Below are 18,221 nucleotides of genomic sequence, written 5' to 3' on the forward strand. Positions count from 1 at the left end.
GACGACAGCGTGCGTACCGGCGCGCTGTCCTGCCCGCGCCACGATACTGCGCGTTACAAGGAAAAGTATGCATATCCTCGTTCTGGGCGCCGGCGTGGAAGGCGTCACCAGCGCCTATTATCTGGCTCGCCAAGGTCACAGCGTCACCGTCGTAGACCGCCTGCAAGGACCCGCGCTGGAGACCAGCTTTGCCAACGCCGGCCAGTTATCCTTTGGCTATGCCTGCCCATGGGCAGCGCCGGGCATCCCGCGCAAAGCCATAGGCTGGATGTTCGACACCCACCCTCCCCTGACCATACGCCCCGACGGCAGCCTGCAGCAAATACGCTGGCTGCTGGCCATGTGGCGCAACTGCACGCCAGAACACTACGCCACCAATAAGGAAAGGATGGTGCGGCTGGCCGAATACAGCCGCCACTGCCTGGCACAACTGCGCGAGGCGACGGACATACAGTTCGAGCACCGCAACCAGGGCACCCTGCAAGTGTTCCGCACCCAGCAGCAAATTGATGCTCTGGCGGCGGATCTGGACGTTCTGAAACAAGCCGGCGTGCGCCACGAACTGATGTCCGCTGCCGAACTGCACCGGGTAGAGCCTGCCCTGCAACACGTGGCCCACAAGCTCAGCGGGGGGCTGCGCTTTCCAGACGACGAAACCGGGGACTGCCAGCTATTTACCAGCCGCCTGGCCGAACTGGCCATGCAGGAAGGCGTGCAGTTTCACTGGGGCCAGAACATACAGCGCATCCATGCCTCGGGTGGAAAGATTTCGGGCGTTCAGTGCTCGGATCAGATGTTGACCGCCGATGCCTACGTGGTGGCGCTGGGCTCCTGGTCCACCGGCCTGATGAAAGACCTGCAGGCCATACCGGTCTACCCCCTGAAAGGGTATTCGATCACAGCGACTATCGCCGACGAATCGCGGGCACCGCAGTCCACCTTGCTGGACGAAAGCTATAAAATCGCCCTGACCCGGTTCGATCGCCGTATCCGCGTCGGAGGCATGGCCGAAGTCGTAGGCTTTAACAAACGCCTGAACCCGCGCCGCCAGCAGACCTTGCTGATGGTGTTGAACGATCTGTTCCCCGGCAGCTACCAAAGCGGCGTGGACTTGAATTTCTGGACGGGCCTGCGCCCCAAGACCCCGGACAGCACGCCCATCGTCGGCCGTACCCGCTACGGCAATCTGTTCCTGAATACCGGGCATGGAACCCTGGGCTGGACGCTGGCCACGGGCAGTGCCCAACTGCTGGCTGACATCATCAGCGGTCGGGAAACCGCCATACGCTCCGACGACCTGGGGGTACAACGCTACGCCCGTTGAACGCAGTCTTGTCCACCATCGGGCAAAAATAAGCGGCCTGGCCTTGTCCAGGCCGCTTAACCGTCAGAGGCTGGCGGATCAGTCGCGCAGCTCGCAATGAGCCGCGAACATATACCCCCAATTGTGAACCGAGCGCACCGGCAAAACAGCGTCGCCCCGGCTGAACTTGCGCCGCATCCGACTGACCAGCACACCCAGGCGATTAATCAGCAAAGCCGACGGCGGGTCCTGGATCTGGCCGGACGTACCGGCAATGGCGGTCAGCAATTCATGATGACTGGCACGCCGGTCCGGATGCTGCAAAAGACGTCCGATAAAAGAACGCTCGGTGGTGGTCAGAGCAAAGGACTGCCCACCCGGCGCGACCAACGCCCAGCCTTCCTGGGCTAGAAACCAATCGGCGCGCTGCACGGGATCGGACAAGGTCGGCACCTGAATAAGCCGGCGCTGCAAACTTTGCAAATTGGCAGCCAGCAACTCAAGCGACGAATTTTTGGGACACAACTGATCCGCCCCGCTATGCAAGGCCTGCAGCATAGCGGCATCGGAATAATCAGCCTGCATCAGAATGCCCACTTGCGGGCACAGCATACGCAACCGCACCGCCGCCGCGCAAATGTCGGACAGCGCGCCGCCCAACCAGGCAATACACACCGAACCCACACTGCGCCCCCGGCTTTGCGCCAGTTGCAGCAAGGCCGTGAAATCGCGGCAGGAAATCGGACGATAGCCCCGTTCGGCCAGGGCCTGCACCTGCTGCTCGAGCAACATGCGATCGGGAATGACACTGGACAGGTACAGCACAACAGGACCGCCAGCAACGAGATTTGTAACCGACATAGTTGATACCTTAACTATAATGACACCAGATGACCTTCCATGACATTATAAATCACAAATGTGATTAAAAATCAAAACCATCGTGTCGTTCGTTCCATCAACAATCACTGATGTGAAGAACTTCTCCGACCGCCTGCGATACGCACGGCAACAACGCGGCCTGTCCCAGGCTGATCTGGCACGCCTTTGCAGCCTGAGCCAGAGCGCCATTTCGAACTACGAAAACGGCACGCGACGCGATGCACGGGAGATTCTGGACCTGGCCAAGGCACTGAACGTCAGCGCCCAGTGGTTGCGCAACGGCGTGGGCATTATGGAGCCCCGCTCGGGCGGCATGGTGTTGCTGGAACCGGATGGCGGCCCACCGATTGTCACCTGGCCTTTTCAGCGGTTTTCCGTGGATGAAATCGTCGCATTGCCCGACGCCGAGCGCGAACTGATCGACCGCACCATACGCCACCTGCTGAACGGTATGAAAACCCGCTGACCCGCCCTGGGCAGCGCATCGTGGCACACCCATCACATATGGGATTATCCATGAAAACCATCGTGTATGGCGTTCCATGAACAATCATCATTGTGAAGCATTTTTCCGAACGCCTACGTCATGCCCGGTTGCAGCGCGGTCTTTCCCAGGCCGAGCTGGCCAGACTGTGCAACCTGAGCCAGAGCGCCATCTCCAACTACGAGAGCGGCACGCGCCGTGACGCCCGCGAGATCCTGGATCTGGCCAAGGCCCTGAATGTCAGCGCCCAATGGCTCAAAAGCGGGCTTGGACCGATGGAAATCAGTCTGGGCGGCGCACTGGTGCTGCACGATGCCGGGGACGGCCCCCCTATCGTCACCTGGCCGTTTGGCCGCTTTTCGGTGGATGAAGTCGTCGCGCTGTCCTCCCAGGACCGCGACCATCTGGATCAGACCATACGCCATTTGCTCAATGGCATGAAAAACAAATAAACCTTATCTGCCCACAAAAGGCTCCAAGACACCTATACTTGTCGACACGCAGGGGTACTCGCCAAAGGCGGGTTGAGATAAACCCTCGTACCAGTACGGATAATGCCGATGCTGGGAGCGTGTGCCCCAGGTGCAATGCCTGCATGGCACTTCTTCCTATATCGGCTCCACCCATTCTTTGGAGCTGCAATGACAAGCAAAAACCCTTCTTTCACCGCCACCGAGGCCAGTGTCGATCCGGCTGCGATCCAGCCTTTGCCCAATTCCCGCAAGATCTATCAGACCGGCTCGCGCCCCGACCTGCGCGTGCCGTTCCGGGAAATCACCCTGGCCGACACACCCAGCCAGTTCGGCACGGAGCGCAATCCGGCGCTCAGCGTGTACGACACCAGCGGCCCTTACACAGATCCCAGTGTCAGCATCGATATACGCAAAGGTCTGCCGGCGCTGCGCCAGAACTGGATTCAGGAACGTAACGACACGGAATTGATGGCCGGGCTGAACAGCCAGTACGGCCAGGCCCGACAAGCCGACCCGGAGCTGGACACGCTGCGCTTTGAACTGAAGCGTCAGCCACGGCGCAGCCTGCCCGGTGCCAATGTCACGCAAATGCACTACGCGCGGCGCGGCATCATCACGCCCGAAATGGAATTTGTTGCGATTCGGGAAAACCTGCGCCGCGAACAATACATAGAAAGCTTGCGCGCCACCGGTCCCCAAGGCGAAGAAATGGCGCGCCGCCTGACCAAAGTCCATCCCGGACAAGGCTTTGGCGCATCGCTGCCCGCCTCGGTCACCCCCGAGTTCGTGCGCGACGAAATCGCGCGGGGCCGGGCCATCCTGCCGGCCAACATCAATCACCCCGAAACCGAGCCCATGATCATAGGGCGCAATTTCCTGGTGAAGATCAACGCCAATATCGGCAACTCGGCGCTGGGCTCGACCATCGGCGAAGAAGTCGAAAAAATGACCTGGGCGATACGCTGGGGCGCAGACACCATCATGGATCTGTCCACAGGTAAAAACATCCACGAAACACGCGAATGGATCATCCGCAACTCGCCCGTGCCCGTGGGTACCGTACCCATCTACCAGGCCTTGGAAAAAGTCGGCGGCATCGCCGAAGACCTGACCTGGGACATTTTCCGCGACACGCTGATCGAGCAGGCCGAACAAGGGGTGGATTATTTCACTATCCATGCCGGCGTGCGCCTGCCCTTCGTGCCCATGACGGCCAGCCGCATGACGGGCATCGTCTCGCGGGGCGGCTCCATCATGGCCAAATGGTGTCTGGCACATCACCGCGAAAGCTTTCTGTACGAGCACTTCGAGGACATCTGTGACATCATGCGCCAGTACGATGTGGCCTTCTCGCTGGGCGACGGCCTGCGGCCCGGTTCCGGCTACGACGCCAACGACCAGGCCCAATTCGCGGAATTGCGCACTCTGGGCGAACTGACCCAGGTCGCGTGGAAGCACGATGTGCAGGTCATGATCGAAGGCCCTGGCCACGTACCGCTGCACCTGATTCCCGAAAACATGCAGTTGCAGCTGGAACACTGTCACGAAGCGCCCTTCTATACCCTGGGGCCTTTGGCGACCGATATTGCGCCGGGCTACGACCACATTACTTCCGGGCTGGGGGCCGCCATGATCGCCTGGCAGGGCACGGCCATGCTGTGCTATGTCACCCCCAAGGAACACCTGGGTCTGCCCAACAAGAAAGACGTCAAGGACGGCATCATCACCTACAAGATCGCCGCCCACGCGGCCGATCTGGCCAAAGGCCACCCGTCCGCCGCCTTCCGCGACAACGCGCTGTCCAAGGCCCGCTTCGAGTTCCGTTGGCAGGACCAGTTCAATCTGGGTCTGGACCCGGACACGGCGCGCGAATTCCACGACGAGACCCTGCCCAAGGACTCCATGAAAGTAGCGCACTTTTGCTCTATGTGCGGGCCTAAGTTCTGCAGCATGAAAATCTCGCAGGACGTGCGCGACTATGCCAAGGCCAACGGCCTGGATGAACAGTCCGCGGTGGATCAGGGCATGAAGGAAATGTCGATACAGTTCGTGCAGCAAGGCAGCAAGCTGTACCAGGACGCCTGACCGATACGGCAAGCACCTGACAGGACACCCCGGCCCCGCTTTGCTCCAAAGGCCGGGATGTCCTGTCCTCATGGGCGGCTACCGCCGCCCATGACCCCGGTCCGGCTGGCCGGAACAGGCAAGAAGTAAACAGATCAGGCAAGGATTCGTCTTTTAAAAAAGTCCTGTCCTTTAATCTCTGGTTTTCGAGCCTGCTTTTACGCCCATGCACCTTGAGCTGCTTCTGAACAAGATCCTGGCCTTGGTCCCGGAATACAAAGTTTTTATTTACCCCGAAAAAGCGGCGCTATCGACCCGTTTCAACCCGCCCGCCCATACCCAATTGTTCCGCTTCGACTCGGCGCAGGCACCCATGTATCTGTCCCTGCTGCACGAAAAGCTGGCACAGGCGCAGGCGCAGGCCGGAAAAATCTATTGGTCGACCACCGCCTGGCGCATCGTCACCTGGAACCCGATTTTACTTAGCATCATGGCCGTACACAGTATTGGCCGTGGTTTGTGCCTGCAAGGCTGCGGCCTGTGGGTGACCCAAGAAAGCATCGAAGGCAGCGCCCTGGAAAACCATGCCGCCGCCACTGGCCCGCACGATGCCCTGATCGACTATGCCGGCCAGCAGATCAAGCTCTTGTTTGAACAATTGCATGGGGCGGCCACACAAAGCTTTCCCCTGCCCCTGAAACTGGCCCAGAAGCTGACAACAGACAGCATCATCGAATGCCTGATCATGCAAAACGAGCTGGCCGGCCCCGCACAGGCACTGGACCAAACCGAACTCCAGACCCGCCTGAACAAATGGTTGGGCGCGGCCAATCTGCCCCTGGTAAGCGGCACCTTATTGCTGCCCAACGGCAGGCTGGGCCTGAACCGCCAGGTCTGTTGCCAATATTACCGGGTAGAACCCGGCGCGGAATGCCCCGACTGCACACGCATTCCCATGCAAAAGCGGCTGCTCCTGATGGCCGAACACGCCCATTAGGCCCGCCGGTCGCGGCCCCCTTGCGGCCTGGATGGCCTGGGCCCCGCTCCATCGGCACGGGGCCCTTTCACACCAGCAAGGCTAATCTTTCGTTTTTAACGGCCTGTCTCGGCATCCGGGACAATCCGCCCGCTTTCCATTTTGATCAAGCGATCAGCCAGATGGAAATAGCGGTCATCATGGCTGATGACCAGTACGGTCTTGCCCATTGCTTTGAGCTCGGGCAGCAGCTCGTGGTAGAACACATCCTTAAAGACCGGGTCCTGATCGGCCGCCCATTCGTCAAACACCAGAAAAGGCCGGTCTTCCAGATAGGCAGCCACCAGAGCCAGACGCTTGCGCTGGCCTTGCGACAAAGCCTGTGTGGTAAATGCCCCCTCTTTGATCTGCACCTTGTGGTGCAGATTCAGCTTGGTCAGCAAGGCGTTGCCGCGCTCGTCAAAGCCGCTGGAAACGCTATCCAGCAAGCTGTCGAACAAATGAAAATCGGAAAAAATAGCCGAAAACATCTGCCTGTACTTATCCCGATTGTCATCATCGATCTTCTGGCCATTCAGCTCGATGGTGCCGTTTTCCGGTTTGTACAAGCCTACCAGCAGCTTAGCCAGACTGGTTTTGCCGCTGCCATTGCCGCCCACCAGATAATTAAGCTGCCCGGGGGCAAAGCTCAAATCGATCGGGCCCAGCGTAAAGACGTCATTGGTGCCTTCGTGATAATACTGATGCGTCACCCCGCGCAGCACCAAAGAGCGCACCTGCTGCGGACCGGCCTGTTCGGCCATATGTTCGCTTTGCGTCAGCCCGGCCACCATAGACTCGATATGCCGGGCCGACATGCCGGCCGACTTCATGGGCGGCAGACTATTGATCACGGCTTCCAGCGGCCCGACCATATACACCAGCAACAGAGCAAAACCGGTCGTGACCCGCACTTGCTCGGAGGCGCTCTCGGTCAGCACAAACAAGACCAGACCGATAAACACAAAAATCAGAAAGTTATTCCAGACCGAGGACACAATGTAGATCGTCATGCCCAGGCTGCGTTCGCGCCGCACCTGCTCGATCGAATCGCGCATGTGCGAACGCAAAAAGCGATCCCGCTTGCCGGCATTCAGGCGCAGTTCCTTGGCACCATTGATCAGCGCATTGAAAATGCCCAACATACGGTCCTGCTCGTACTCGGCCCGTTGCAAATGCTTGACTGCGCGCAGCCCTGCCAACTGAAACGTCAAAAACCCTGCGCCGATCACAGCGCTGGCAAACAGAAAAATCTCCCAGGACAAGGACGCCATGTAAATCAAACAGCCCAGCACAATGGCCGCGTTGGTCAGCATAATGGGCATGAAGCCGAAAAAGAACTTCACATTCAATGTGTGTTCGGACATGGCGGCCTGCATCCGGCCCCGCCCCATTGTCTCCAAGGAACGAAAGTCTGCCGCATTGACGTGATCCACAATGTAATTGCGCAATTGGGCATGGACCCGCTGGCCCAGGCGCTCCAGCAGGATCTGCGCCGTGGACTGAAACAGCATGGCTGCCAAGGCCGTCGCTGCAAACTGCACGCCTAATTGCGCCTTGGATGTCTCCGACGAAACCGTGATGACCTCGGTAATCAGGGCCAGCAGTCGCACGCTCAACAAACCGCCGACTACGCTCAAAACAGCGCAAAAGGTCAGCAAAGGCCAGGATTTCTTGATGAGATACTTAAACAAGACTGCATCCTTGATAGATTGCCACCGTATGCCGGCACAAAGCCTCGCCATTTACCGCCGCGACAGGCTTCAGCGCGCCGACACTACGCAGCAGAAATAAACCGGACTGGGACCACCATGCCCGACGCCGGAAAAAATGGGCCAAACCATGCCCGCGAACGCTCTGGGTCACGAGCCCTGGGGCTGGCTGGCCAGATAGGCCAAACCATGCGAGAGCGCTGGAAACAAGCTGTGTGTAAAGTTTTTCCAGCGCAATTCCAGAATGGTGTCATCCGGTTCGATCTGGGTATTGAGCACCTCCCAAAGCACCGGTCCAGAATCAATCCCCTGATCCACGACATGAAATGACGCCCCCGTCTTGTTCAAGGGCGTCACCGCGCGCGTTGCCATCGTCTGCCAATTCAGAATCTGCTGCCCCCGCGCCCCGTACAACGCATCCAGGGTCGCGGTCGCTCCGCGCCGACGGTAAGGCGAGTCCTGGCGAGTCAGACCGGGGTGGATATTGACGATCCGACCCTGAAACGGTGCCCCTGGACGAACAAGCTCGTCCAGAATCACAATCAAACCGTCCAGTACAACCCAATCCGCCTCCAGCGCCTGAAAGCGTTGCTGCAGGCGCTGCTCGAAGGCTTGCTTACCCGAGCTGCGCGCCGGATCGCCCACAGGCAGACTGCGATAGGTAGAAGGAATGTTTTCGAGCAGCTCGTTCACGGGCCTGCCCTGCACGCACAGATCCAAGGGATAAATCCAGGGCGAACCATCCCGACCGGCCCGGCCATAACTGCCTAGCTTGGCTTGATCGGCGGCGTAATCCGCGATGTCATCGTAAATTAGCGCTTCCAGCGAATACAGATTGCCCAACTCGGAATCGTTCAACTGATGAACCAGATACTCCAGCGGCGACATCATGTAGCGCCGCTCGCCTTTATAGGCCACCCATTGCCCGGCCTTGTCCGCTGCGGCGTTACGCAAGGACATTACATAGACTAATTTTCTTTTCATGAATCATCCGCATCCGGCTCGCATACCCACGTAGGTATGCCCTGGAGACGAACGTCTATTCATTTTGTTCAATAACAAGAAAAATAATAACAATAACTATCATTCGCATTAAACAAAATGACAGAGAAATCGTCATCTTTCCCAATTGACGCACATGCACTTTATCCGCGTGCCGGCCACCAACCTGGTCGCACGCACGAAGAACAATGAATGGGATCGGGAAATGTATGACTATCTATGACATGATTGGCATCGGTTTTGGCCCCTCGAATATGGCCATTGCCATCGCGCTGGAGGAAAGCCTGACCAAAACACACCCAAGCCGCGACCCGCACGATATTTTGAACATGGTATTTATCGAGCAGCAGCAGGAATTTGCCTGGCACCCCCACATGCTGCTCAAAGATGCCGACATGCAGATTTCCTACATGAAGGATCTGGCCACGCCGCGCAATCCCTGCAGCCGCTATTCCTTCATCAACTATATACATAGCCAGGGACGTTTCGATCAGTTCCTGAACCTGAAAAGCTTCAACCCCAGCCGCATCGAATTTAACGACTACCTGGGCTGGGCCGCCCGGCAACTGGGCCCCTGGGTGGCCTCGGGCGAACAAGTCATCGAAGTCAGCCCGATCAACGAAAGCCATCACGTCACCCTGCTCAAGGTCGTTACTCGCAACGCCAAGGGCGAACGCAAGGAGCGTCTTGCCCGCAACCTGATCGCCAGCATCGGCGGCACCCCAAAAATCCCCGATTTCTGCACCCAGGCCATTCAGGACCCACGGATTTTTCATTCGCATCATTATCTGCAGAAAATCCGGGAAAACAGCCAGGCACAACGCATAGCCGTCATCGGTGCCGGCCAGAGCGCCGCCGAAATCTTTATGGATCTGGCCTCGCACCAAGATAAAAACGTCGAGCTGATCGCACGCACCTACGCGCCCAAGCCTGCCGATGAAACCCCCTTCGTAAACAAAATATTCAACAAGGAATTTGTCGAGCACATCTATCACCTGGAGCCGGATCAACGGCTCGCATTTCTGCAGGAATTTCGTCATGCCAACTACGCCTGCATAGACGTAGACCTGCTCAACGCCATGAACCGCCTGCTGTACGAACAACAGGTACAAGGCAAGGAGCGCCTGAACCTGTGCCTGCGCCACCAGGTTCAGGCCATCACGGCCAGCCCGGACCATATAGAGCTGCGGCTGCATAATTTGAACACCGGCACCAGCGTGCTGCGCCGCTACGACGCCGTCATTCTGGCCACCGGCTACGAACGCGACCTGCACCACGCCCTGCTCAAGCCGCTACAGCCGTACATGGACGATTTCAGCACTGATCGCTTTTATCGCCTGAAGACCCGTAGCGAACTCAAACCCACGATCTTCGTGCTTGGCTCTAATGAAACCACCCACGGCCTGAGCGACACCTTACTCTCGCTGACCGCTGTGCGGGCCGGCGAAGTGGCGCACGTACTGCTGAATCAATTACTGAACCAAGAAATACAAGCCGCTTAAGCCAGGGACACGCACCTTATGCAGCCACACCGAGTTCTAAGTTTTCCCGCCAGCGCCGCACCGGACGACAAACCCAAAGAGAGCTTGCGCGAGCGCGTCAGAGCCGTCTTGCCCGCCATCGAAGCGTCTGCCGCCAAAACCGAAAAAGACAGGATGGTGCCGCCGCAAAATATCGCGCTTCTGAAATCCACAGGACTGCACCGGGTCTTTCTGCCCATTACCTACGGTGGCTATGAAGCCTGCCTGCCCGAGTTTGCGCAATGCCTGGTCGATGTGGCCAGCGCCTGCGCCAGCACGGCATGGGCCTTTGGCCTGATGAGCACGCACAACTATATGCTGGCGCACTTTCCCAAACAATTGCAGGACGAAGTCTGGGCAAGCGATCCCAACTGCACCGCCAGCAGCAGCATTGCGCCTCTGGGACGATACGAGGAAGTGGACGGCGGCATCCTGCTGTCGGGCACCTTCGGCTGGAGCAGCGGTTGCGACCACACCGAATGGGCCATCCTGGGGGTAAACCGACTCAACGCACAGGGCCAGACCATCTACAGTTTTGCCGTCGTGCCGCGCGGCGATTATCGCATCCAGGACGACTGGCACAGCATGGCCATGTCCGGCAGCGGCTCCAAGTCCATCGTCCTGGACAAGGCCTTCGTGCCCAACCACCGCATCCAAGCCATCGACGATATGCTGTTCGAAGGGCGCTCGGCGGGCATCAGCCAATACCCGGACAGCACCTTGTTCCACTCGCCCTACCGCCCCTACTTCGCCAGCATTTTTGCCGCTGTGGGGCTGGGCATCGCCGAAAAAGCACTGGCCATGTTCATCGAAAAAAACCGCAACCGGCGGCGGGCCTACAGTGGCGTGCTGGTGGGCACCATGCCACCCATGTTGCTGCGCCTGGGCGAGTCCACCCACCAGGTCAAGGCGGCACGCGCACTGATGGAAAAGTCCTGGCAGGATCATCGTATCCATGCCGAGCGCCAAACCTACCCGTCGCAACGCACCGCCGTGGAATGGCGCACCGAACAAGCCTATGCCATCAAAATGTGCGCCGAAGCGGTCAACCGCCTGTTCGCCGCGTCGGGCGGATCGGCCTGGCTGGACCACAACCCCATGCAACGTCTGTTTCGCGACATCAATGTCACTGCGGCGCACGCCTATACCGACTACGACCTGTGCTCGCAAGCAATGGGGCGCGAGCAAATGGGACTGCCCCCCGACCCGCTGACTGTGCCTGCGCCCTGAACTGCGCCACATAGGCGTCCGCACCTGCAACAGCCCGCCCGCGCGGGCTGTCTTTTTTGAACATCCAGAACCGCGCAGCGCATTCGCCCAGTAGCCGTAGGTCCAATTTAAACAGAATGATTCCTATTTCGTCTCAATAAAGAATATGTATCAGAACTTGAATTTCCATTGCGAGTGAGTTTTCTATAGGCAAAAACTCGTCGCCTAAAACACATCTTGCAATTGAGCGGATTAATTACTTTTAAAAGACAACTCGGATCATGTGCCAAAACGGACTCAAACTCTCTCCTTTAGCCCTCGCTCTGTGCAGTGTATTGTTATCCCCTGCTATCCAAGCACAACAAAGCAGCGCCACCAGCATCTCACCTGCTTCAAACGATGCTCCCGCGACCTTGCCGAGCATTACGATCAAAGCCCAACAAGAGCGCAGCGCCTTTGATCCGGTCACGGGCTATGTTGCCAAACGATCCGCCACGGCTACAAGAACCGATACCCCATTAAACGAAATTCCTCAGTCCATCAGTGTCATCGGAGCCCAACAGATTAAAGACCAAGGCTCCCAAAGCCTGTCCGATGCATTGCGATACACCCCTGGAGTCAATCCAGGCAACGTCGGTGTAGATAACTTTGGAGACTGGCTTCAGGTGCGGGGCTTTGGAGCAAAAACCTTCGAGGACGGACTATCCGACACCATATCCGTCTCCGAAAAGGCGGATGTACGCAGTGAACCATATGCCTATGAACGGATCGAAGTTCTGCGAGGACCCAGTGCTGTTATTTCGGGCAATAACTTTCCCGGTGGCGTTGTCAATCTGGTCAGTAAACGTCCACAGGCCACGGCTGCCAGGGAAGTTTCCATTAGCTATGGCAATTACGGCTATAAGCAGATCGCTACCGACCTGACCGGCCCCATCGACGAACAGGGAGAATGGCTATATCGCCTGATTGCGGTCGGCAACGACAGCAAGACCCAAGTCGATACAGCAAAATCCAAACGTGCATTCGTGCGTCCCACCATCAGTTGGCACCCCGATGCCACGACAAGCCTGACTGTATTCGCCGAATATCAACACGATGACAACAATACCGTTCTGGGCTACCTGCCGCATCTGGGCACCATCCGGGATCGAGCCCTAGGAAACATCCCCACGAATCGATTTATCAGTGAACCAGGATGGGACAAAGCCCGCGGCACACGCCAACGTATCGGATGGGAGTTCGATAAACAGCTCAACGACAATTGGCAGCTGAAGCACCATTTCCGCTACTCCGTATCAGACCGCAAGCTCCAAACCCTGGTTCCTGCCTATTGGGCAGGCGACTATGTGTATACAAATGCCAACGGAATTCCAGACCCGATCGGTGGCGAATACATGCAGCGCACCTTCCACTACGAATCGGAGCGCCGTTTTGCCTACGCAACCGATGTACTTTTACAAGGAAAATTCCGGACAGGGCCTCTTGAACACAACACCTTGTTTGCGTTCGACATGAGCAATGTACATGGAAATAGTGCCTGGCTTGAAGGGATGAGCTCGTCGATTAATATCGACAATCCCAGACACGACAATTTTACACCGCCAGACCTATCGAAAGCACCAGAAACCCATAAGCAAATGAAGCAATATGGGATCACACTGCAAGACCAAGTAAAGATCGCAGATACATTTTTGCTGACTGGGGCGCTCAGATACGATATTGCAACTCAATATCAAAATGGTGTTCATCAAAAAGATGACAGAATCAGCCCGAGAATAGGTTTGGTATGGCTTGCAGGCGGCGGATTTTCTCCATACATAAGCTATTCGGAATCCTTCCAAGCTGTCTTTGGCGTGCGGAAATTCAATGGGGAACTAGCAGAGCCATTGGTTGGGAAACAAGTTGAAGCTGGAATAAAATGGCAGTCTGAAGATCAAAACATTCTACTAAGCGCTGCCGTATTTAATATAAAAGAAGAAAACGGAATTTCAGCAGACTTGAAACACCCTGGTTTTAGCGAACAATCTGCTGAACGAAAAGGCAATGGGTTTGAATTAGAGGCAGGGATAAACCTAGAAAACTGGAACATAATGGCCCAGTACTCTCATATTAATAATAAATTCACAAAAGCAGATATTTATAGGGAAAACAGAATTAATCAGCAAATCTCCGGACTCCCAAGAAACTCGACATCCTTATGGGTTACGCACAAGTTTGATCACCTTGGAATACCAAACTTGAGAATGGGTGCAGGCGTAACATACAAAGGAAAAACAGGGTTAGGAATAAAGGACAGCCAACAACTGCCAGCGACAACATTAATTGACGCAATGGCAAGCTATGAAACCGGACCGATTACACTATCCCTAAACATAAACAACTTAACAGATAAAACATATTTCACCGCTTGCGGGGATGTGGCTGGATTTTGCGGATATGGGGCCCGCCGACGGATAATCGGAAATATAGCCTATCGATGGTAATAACAATCGATTGAAACAAAATATATCGATTTTTCAGAACTGAAGAACCAATAGAATCAATTGAATGGATTTAATCATGAAGAAAAAGCATATTTATCACTACGCAGCTATCCTGACCTCCAGCCTGTTAACCGCATCTGTTGCACAAGCACAGGGCTCTGCTCAATTCCCTTCGTTCGAGACTAGCAGTTGCGAAACAGTCAAGGGCTACGACCCTGACTGGGCCAGCTACGGGGAAGAATACGGCCTGAAGCTACAACCCAAGAAAGATTACGATTTTATTTTCGGCTTTTATCAGATGGTCGAAAAAGATGGGAAATTGTATGCCGCGTTCGGTGGAGCGATTGGACCGGAAGGACCTGTTAAAGGAGCGCGCCCCGGCGCTGTCGTCGTCCTTAACGCGGACACACTGCAATATGAAAAAGCAATTCCTTTACCTTTCCATGCGCACGCTATGGCATTGGACAAAACCAACAACAAACTGATTGTGACACACACCAGCGCGAATGCATTCAGCATGGTAGATTTGGAAAAAGGAACAACGACATGCCTGAAACCAAACGCCAATATTGGAGACATCCCATTTCAAGGCAGATACGTCCAAGTTGACGAAAATGGCGATTTCTACATAAATTACAATACAGTAAGAAACGAGAAGGGTGAATCAATCGTTGTAAAATACAAAAAAGATGGAAAAAAAGATAACAATTTTAAAATAAATGTTATTGAAAACAATATTGCATTCCCACTGCTTTATAAAGAAAATAAAATTTTTGCAGGGTCCAAGGGCATTACATCAATCCCCAGCAAAACCGGAGAAATTAAAAACCTAACAGAAAAAAACACTGCGATTACGTTATTCAACTACACACCAGGACCAGAGGGAACACTTCTTGCTACAGAAATGAACTCAACGGGCCAACCAGGCCTTTATCTTTTTGACCTCAAGAACAATCACCAAAGCTCCTTGTTCACTGGAGCCGCGTCGTTAGAAGTTGCTTACAAAGCAGATCTAAATCAAGCATTGGTAACAAATCTAGAATCAAAAACCGTGGCAGTCGTTGACTTACCCAATGATGAAAAATCATTAGAAAATCGGCCTTTCAGAAATATCCTCATCAGTGACGAGGTCGATTTCTTTTTCCGTGGGCTAGTCAGCAACATCCATTTACGCGAAGAAACCAAAAACACAGAATTCTTTGTTACGCAAAAATTCTGGGCAGAAAAAAATCTGGAAAAACATGGTCTGATCAGCAAAGTAACGCTGGCCGATTACACCAAAGGAATAGATGGACTAGAAAAACCAGGCGCATGCACCGTCCAAACATTCAACATGGCTGACAAGAAAGTCAGCGAAAAACAACCCTGCCGAATAATGTCAGAAAAAGAGAGCTACGAGGCAGAAAAAGAGCGAATTGAAAGAAATATCAAGAAAATAAAAACAGAAAAAGAAAAAACAGAGAAAGAACTAACAGAAGCACAAAGCAAGAATGAAAACCAGAAAAGAGAAGGAAACAAAAAACCAGCAGAAGAAGTTTCATCAGAAATAAAAAAACTGCAAGAGTATAAGAAATTTCTAGAAACAGATTTATCAAAGTCAGAAGCAGCAATTAAGGCTATGGAAAAACTCCTAAAACAATAAACAGATAGAATCAATACTGAGTAAAAAACAAAAGGGTGGGATTCATCTCACCCTAATCATATTTGCTCTGTTGCTGTTATTTTCGATAAGTCAATCCCATGAAATATCACGAGTCATGCCCGCGCCGCCGCACGGGCACTCCCACCGCTGCGCGTTTAAATGCGCTGGCCGCCGCCGTGCTGATGGGCCTAGGTTCCATCCACCAGGTCGCCCTTGCCCAACAGGCGGAATCAAGCCCCGTCGATTCACCATCTCAAGCGCCTCAAAACGTCTCGTCCGGATCTGCCCAGACCCAAGCAAGCGAGCCGCAGACAACCCAACTGGCACCAGTCACCGTCAAAGGCTCCAGGCTCAACGAAATCACCGAAGGCACCGGTGCCTATAACGCAGCCAGCAGCACGGCGGCAACCGGCCTGAATCTGTCTTTGCGCGATACGCCGCAAGCCCTGACGGTGATCACGCAACAACGTATGCAGGATCAGGCCATGACATCGCTCTCGGATGTCGTCACTGCCGTCACAGGCGTATACAACGACCGCTCAGGCACGCCGATTGGCGGCGAGTCGTTTTATTTTTCGCGCGGCTTTCGTCTCGAAAATCTGGTAATCGACAGTCTACCAGCCTCCCCGCAAAGCTGGTCTTACTACGGTGCCGGTTCGCTGGACACCGCCATCTACGATTCGGTCACCGTTGTGCGTGGAGCCACCGGCCTGTTGACCGGGGCCGGCGACCCCAGCGGCAGCATCAACATCACGCGCAAGCGTCCCACCCGCGAATTCCAGAGCTCTGTGGAAGGCACTCTGGGCAGTTGGAACCGGCGTCGTGGCGTATTCGACGTCGGGGGACCGCTGAACGAAGAAGGCACGTTCCGGGGACGTTTCATCGCCCTGCACGATAGATCCAACTCCTGGATCGACAACTACAAAGGTAAAAAGTCGCTGGCCTATGGCGTGCTGGAGTCCGACCTGACCGACAAGACCTTGCTCAGACTGACGCTGCAATACGACGAAGAAAAGGCGGACAGCATCAGCTACAGCAGCGGTTTTCCGGTCATCTTTACTGATGGAATACCCACGCCGGATGACAGAAGCATGAATACGGCACCTGACTGGGCCTACAAGAACGACAAACGCACAGACCTGACCGTCGCACTGGAACACGAATTCAACCCGGACTGGAAAGGCACCTTGTCCTACAGCTACGGCCACCGCAAGTTCCACGACCAGTGGTACAAAATCTACGCGGTCACCCACGACCTGCAGATCCCCGACTTGTGGGTAGGCAATAACAATAGTGTCGAGACCAAGAACGCATTCAATGCGCACCTGAACGGCAGCTTTGAATTGTTTGACCGCAAGCACGACCTGATTACAGGTTTCAATGGCTCGCGCGTGCACCGGGACATGTCCACGCATGCCGGCGGTTTTGTGCCTGGCGTGTTCTACAGCGATGACCGGCTCCAGTTTCCTCCTATGGACTGGGAAGGCTTTAGCTTCCAGGCCCCCTTTATCTCCACCACCGAACAATTTGGTGCCTATCTGGCCACACGGCTCAGGCCCACGGACCGCTTCTCGCTCATTCTGGGCAGTCGCTGGAGCGATTGGAAATTCACGCGTAAAGGCTCCTTCCCTTCTGAGCGCAAAGAAAATGGCGTTATCACCCCCTATGTGGGCGTGCTGTACGACATCAATGACAACCTAACGGCTTACGCAAGCTATACAGAAATCTTCAATCCTCAAAGCAGCAAGGATCGAAGCGGCAACATTCTTGACCCGGAAGAAGGCAAGAACTACGAAATTGGCCTAAAGGCAGAACTCCTGGACAAGCGATTGAACATCAGTACTGCTTTCTTCCAGGTGCGCAAAGAAAACCTGGCCGTGCTGGACGGCAACTACGTGACGCCCGAGGGAACCCCGGCCTACCGCGCCGAAGATCACACCAAGGGGCGCGGTTGGGAGATCGAAGTGGCCGGCGAAATCACCCCCGGCTGGAACATGCAGGCCGGCTATAGCCGCACCATGACGCGATCGAGCAAGGGCAAGCATTTGAACACCGACCTGCCTGTGCATATGTTCAAAATGTTTACCACCTACACGCCACGCTCTTTGCCCCAGTTAAAAATCGGTGGCGGCGTCCAGTGGCAAAGCAAGATCTACAACGATAGAGTCCCCGCCGTCGTGCGGGATAGCTACACGCAAAAAGCCTATGCCACGGTCAATCTAATGAGCAGCTATCAGTTCAACAACGACACAAATCTGACGGTCAATGTCGACAACCTGTTCGACAAAACCTACAGAAAGCAGATCGGCTACCGCGACTACGGCGCGCCCCGCAGCATCATGGCCACCTTGAGGCACCAGTTCTAAACAGCGAAAAAGAGCCTTTGCAGTAACCAGCGCAACCTAAACGGTTGCGCTGGTTTTTTTATGGTC

Annotated in this window: 13 protein-coding genes; 10 read left to right on the forward strand and 3 right to left on the reverse strand. The window is 55.3% G+C overall.

The genetic code is table 11. The features are described 5' to 3' along the window. The first annotated feature begins 67 nt into the window (after nt 1-67). The gene (locus tag AADW57_RS15265) at nt 68-1,324 is read left to right on the forward strand and encodes a D-amino acid dehydrogenase (RefSeq protein ID WP_341667738.1); all 1,257 of its coding nucleotides are present in this window, start codon (nt 68-70) and stop codon (nt 1,322-1,324) included. 78 nt (nt 1,325-1,402) lie between these two features. On the opposite strand, the gene AADW57_RS15270 is transcribed toward AADW57_RS15265, so the two are convergent. Continuing rightward, the gene (locus AADW57_RS15270; RefSeq protein WP_341667739.1) at nt 1,403-2,164 is read right to left on the reverse strand and encodes a DNA-binding response regulator; all 762 of its coding nucleotides are present in this window, start codon (nt 2,162-2,164) and stop codon (nt 1,403-1,405) included. A gap of 112 nt (nt 2,165-2,276) precedes the next feature. On the opposite strand from AADW57_RS15270, the gene AADW57_RS15275 reads away from it, so the two are divergent. The 4 genes from AADW57_RS15275 to AADW57_RS15290 all read left to right on the forward strand — a co-directional run bounded on the left by AADW57_RS15275 (nt 2,277) and on the right by AADW57_RS15290 (nt 6,203). Next, on the forward strand, nt 2,277-2,651 hold the full coding sequence (locus AADW57_RS15275) for a helix-turn-helix domain-containing protein (RefSeq protein ID WP_341667740.1): 375 nt from the start codon (nt 2,277-2,279) through the stop codon (nt 2,649-2,651). 92 nt (nt 2,652-2,743) lie between these two features. Next, nucleotides 2,744-3,121, forward strand: coding sequence for a helix-turn-helix domain-containing protein (locus tag AADW57_RS15280; protein ID WP_341667741.1), 378 nt, complete (start codon nt 2,744-2,746; stop codon nt 3,119-3,121). 189 nt (nt 3,122-3,310) lie between these two features. Further along, nucleotides 3,311-5,227: a phosphomethylpyrimidine synthase ThiC gene (thiC, locus tag AADW57_RS15285; protein ID WP_341667742.1), complete on the forward strand. Its 1,917-nt coding sequence runs from the start codon at nt 3,311-3,313 to the stop codon at nt 5,225-5,227. A 205-nt stretch (nt 5,228-5,432) separates the two neighbouring features. Further along, nucleotides 5,433-6,203 (forward strand): (2Fe-2S)-binding protein, encoded by a 771-nt coding sequence (locus AADW57_RS15290; RefSeq protein ID WP_341667743.1) that lies wholly within the window; start codon nt 5,433-5,435, stop codon nt 6,201-6,203. A gap of 95 nt (nt 6,204-6,298) precedes the next feature. Here AADW57_RS15290 and AADW57_RS15295 read toward each other — a convergent pair whose 3' ends face one another. Together AADW57_RS15295 and AADW57_RS15300 are read right to left on the reverse strand one after the other, a co-directional pair. Continuing rightward, the gene (locus AADW57_RS15295; protein WP_341667744.1) at nt 6,299-7,915 is read right to left on the reverse strand and encodes a cyclic peptide export ABC transporter; all 1,617 of its coding nucleotides are present in this window, start codon (nt 7,913-7,915) and stop codon (nt 6,299-6,301) included. A 168-nt stretch (nt 7,916-8,083) separates the two neighbouring features. Next, nucleotides 8,084-8,917 carry a formyltransferase family protein gene (locus AADW57_RS15300; protein WP_341667745.1) on the reverse strand — a complete coding sequence of 278 codons (834 nt, stop codon included), beginning with the start codon at nt 8,915-8,917 and terminating at the stop codon, nt 8,084-8,086. Between the two features lie 227 nt (nt 8,918-9,144). On the opposite strand from AADW57_RS15300, the gene AADW57_RS15305 reads away from it, so the two are divergent. The 5 genes from AADW57_RS15305 (at nt 9,145) to AADW57_RS15325 (ending at nt 18,155) form a co-directional block, all read left to right on the forward strand. Next, nucleotides 9,145-10,437 carry a lysine N(6)-hydroxylase/L-ornithine N(5)-oxygenase family protein gene (locus tag AADW57_RS15305; protein ID WP_341667746.1) on the forward strand — a complete coding sequence of 431 codons (1,293 nt, stop codon included), beginning with the start codon at nt 9,145-9,147 and terminating at the stop codon, nt 10,435-10,437. Between the two features lie 18 nt (nt 10,438-10,455). Next, the gene (locus AADW57_RS15310; RefSeq protein ID WP_341667747.1) at nt 10,456-11,685 is read left to right on the forward strand and encodes an acyl-CoA dehydrogenase family protein; all 1,230 of its coding nucleotides are present in this window, start codon (nt 10,456-10,458) and stop codon (nt 11,683-11,685) included. Between the two features lie 260 nt (nt 11,686-11,945). Beyond that, a complete protein-coding gene (locus tag AADW57_RS15315; protein WP_341667748.1) occupies nt 11,946-14,147 on the forward strand; it encodes a TonB-dependent siderophore receptor in 2,202 nt (733 codons plus the stop codon). Between the two features lie 76 nt (nt 14,148-14,223). Further along, a complete protein-coding gene (locus tag AADW57_RS15320) occupies nt 14,224-15,789 on the forward strand; it encodes a YncE family protein (RefSeq protein ID WP_341667749.1) in 1,566 nt (521 codons plus the stop codon). Nucleotides 15,790-15,887: 98 nt separating this feature from the next. Continuing rightward, on the forward strand, nt 15,888-18,155 hold the full coding sequence (locus tag AADW57_RS15325; protein ID WP_341667750.1) for a TonB-dependent siderophore receptor: 2,268 nt from the start codon (nt 15,888-15,890) through the stop codon (nt 18,153-18,155). Nucleotides 18,156-18,221 lie beyond the last annotated feature (66 nt).

Source organism: Alcaligenes sp. SDU_A2 (genome assembly GCF_038237375.1).
Classification (GTDB): domain Bacteria; phylum Pseudomonadota; class Gammaproteobacteria; order Burkholderiales; family Burkholderiaceae_B; genus Alcaligenes.

Coding starts and splice junctions, on each gene's coding strand:
- AADW57_RS15265 (WP_341667738.1), top strand. CDS start 68: ATGCATATCCTCGTTCTGGGCGCCGGCGTGGAAGGCGTCACCAGCGCC.
- AADW57_RS15270 (WP_341667739.1), bottom strand. CDS start 2,164: ATGTCGGTTACAAATCTCGTTGCTGGCGGTCCTGTTGTGCTGTACCTG.
- thiC (WP_341667742.1), top strand. CDS start 3,311: ATGACAAGCAAAAACCCTTCTTTCACCGCCACCGAGGCCAGTGTCGAT.
- AADW57_RS15290 (WP_341667743.1), top strand. CDS start 5,433: ATGCACCTTGAGCTGCTTCTGAACAAGATCCTGGCCTTGGTCCCGGAA.
- AADW57_RS15300 (WP_341667745.1), bottom strand. CDS start 8,917: ATGAAAAGAAAATTAGTCTATGTAATGTCCTTGCGTAACGCCGCAGCG.
- AADW57_RS15305 (WP_341667746.1), top strand. CDS start 9,145: ATGACTATCTATGACATGATTGGCATCGGTTTTGGCCCCTCGAATATG.
- AADW57_RS15310 (WP_341667747.1), top strand. CDS start 10,456: ATGCAGCCACACCGAGTTCTAAGTTTTCCCGCCAGCGCCGCACCGGAC.
- AADW57_RS15315 (WP_341667748.1), top strand. CDS start 11,946: ATGTGCCAAAACGGACTCAAACTCTCTCCTTTAGCCCTCGCTCTGTGC.
- AADW57_RS15320 (WP_341667749.1), top strand. CDS start 14,224: ATGAAGAAAAAGCATATTTATCACTACGCAGCTATCCTGACCTCCAGC.
- AADW57_RS15325 (WP_341667750.1), top strand. CDS start 15,888: ATGAAATATCACGAGTCATGCCCGCGCCGCCGCACGGGCACTCCCACC.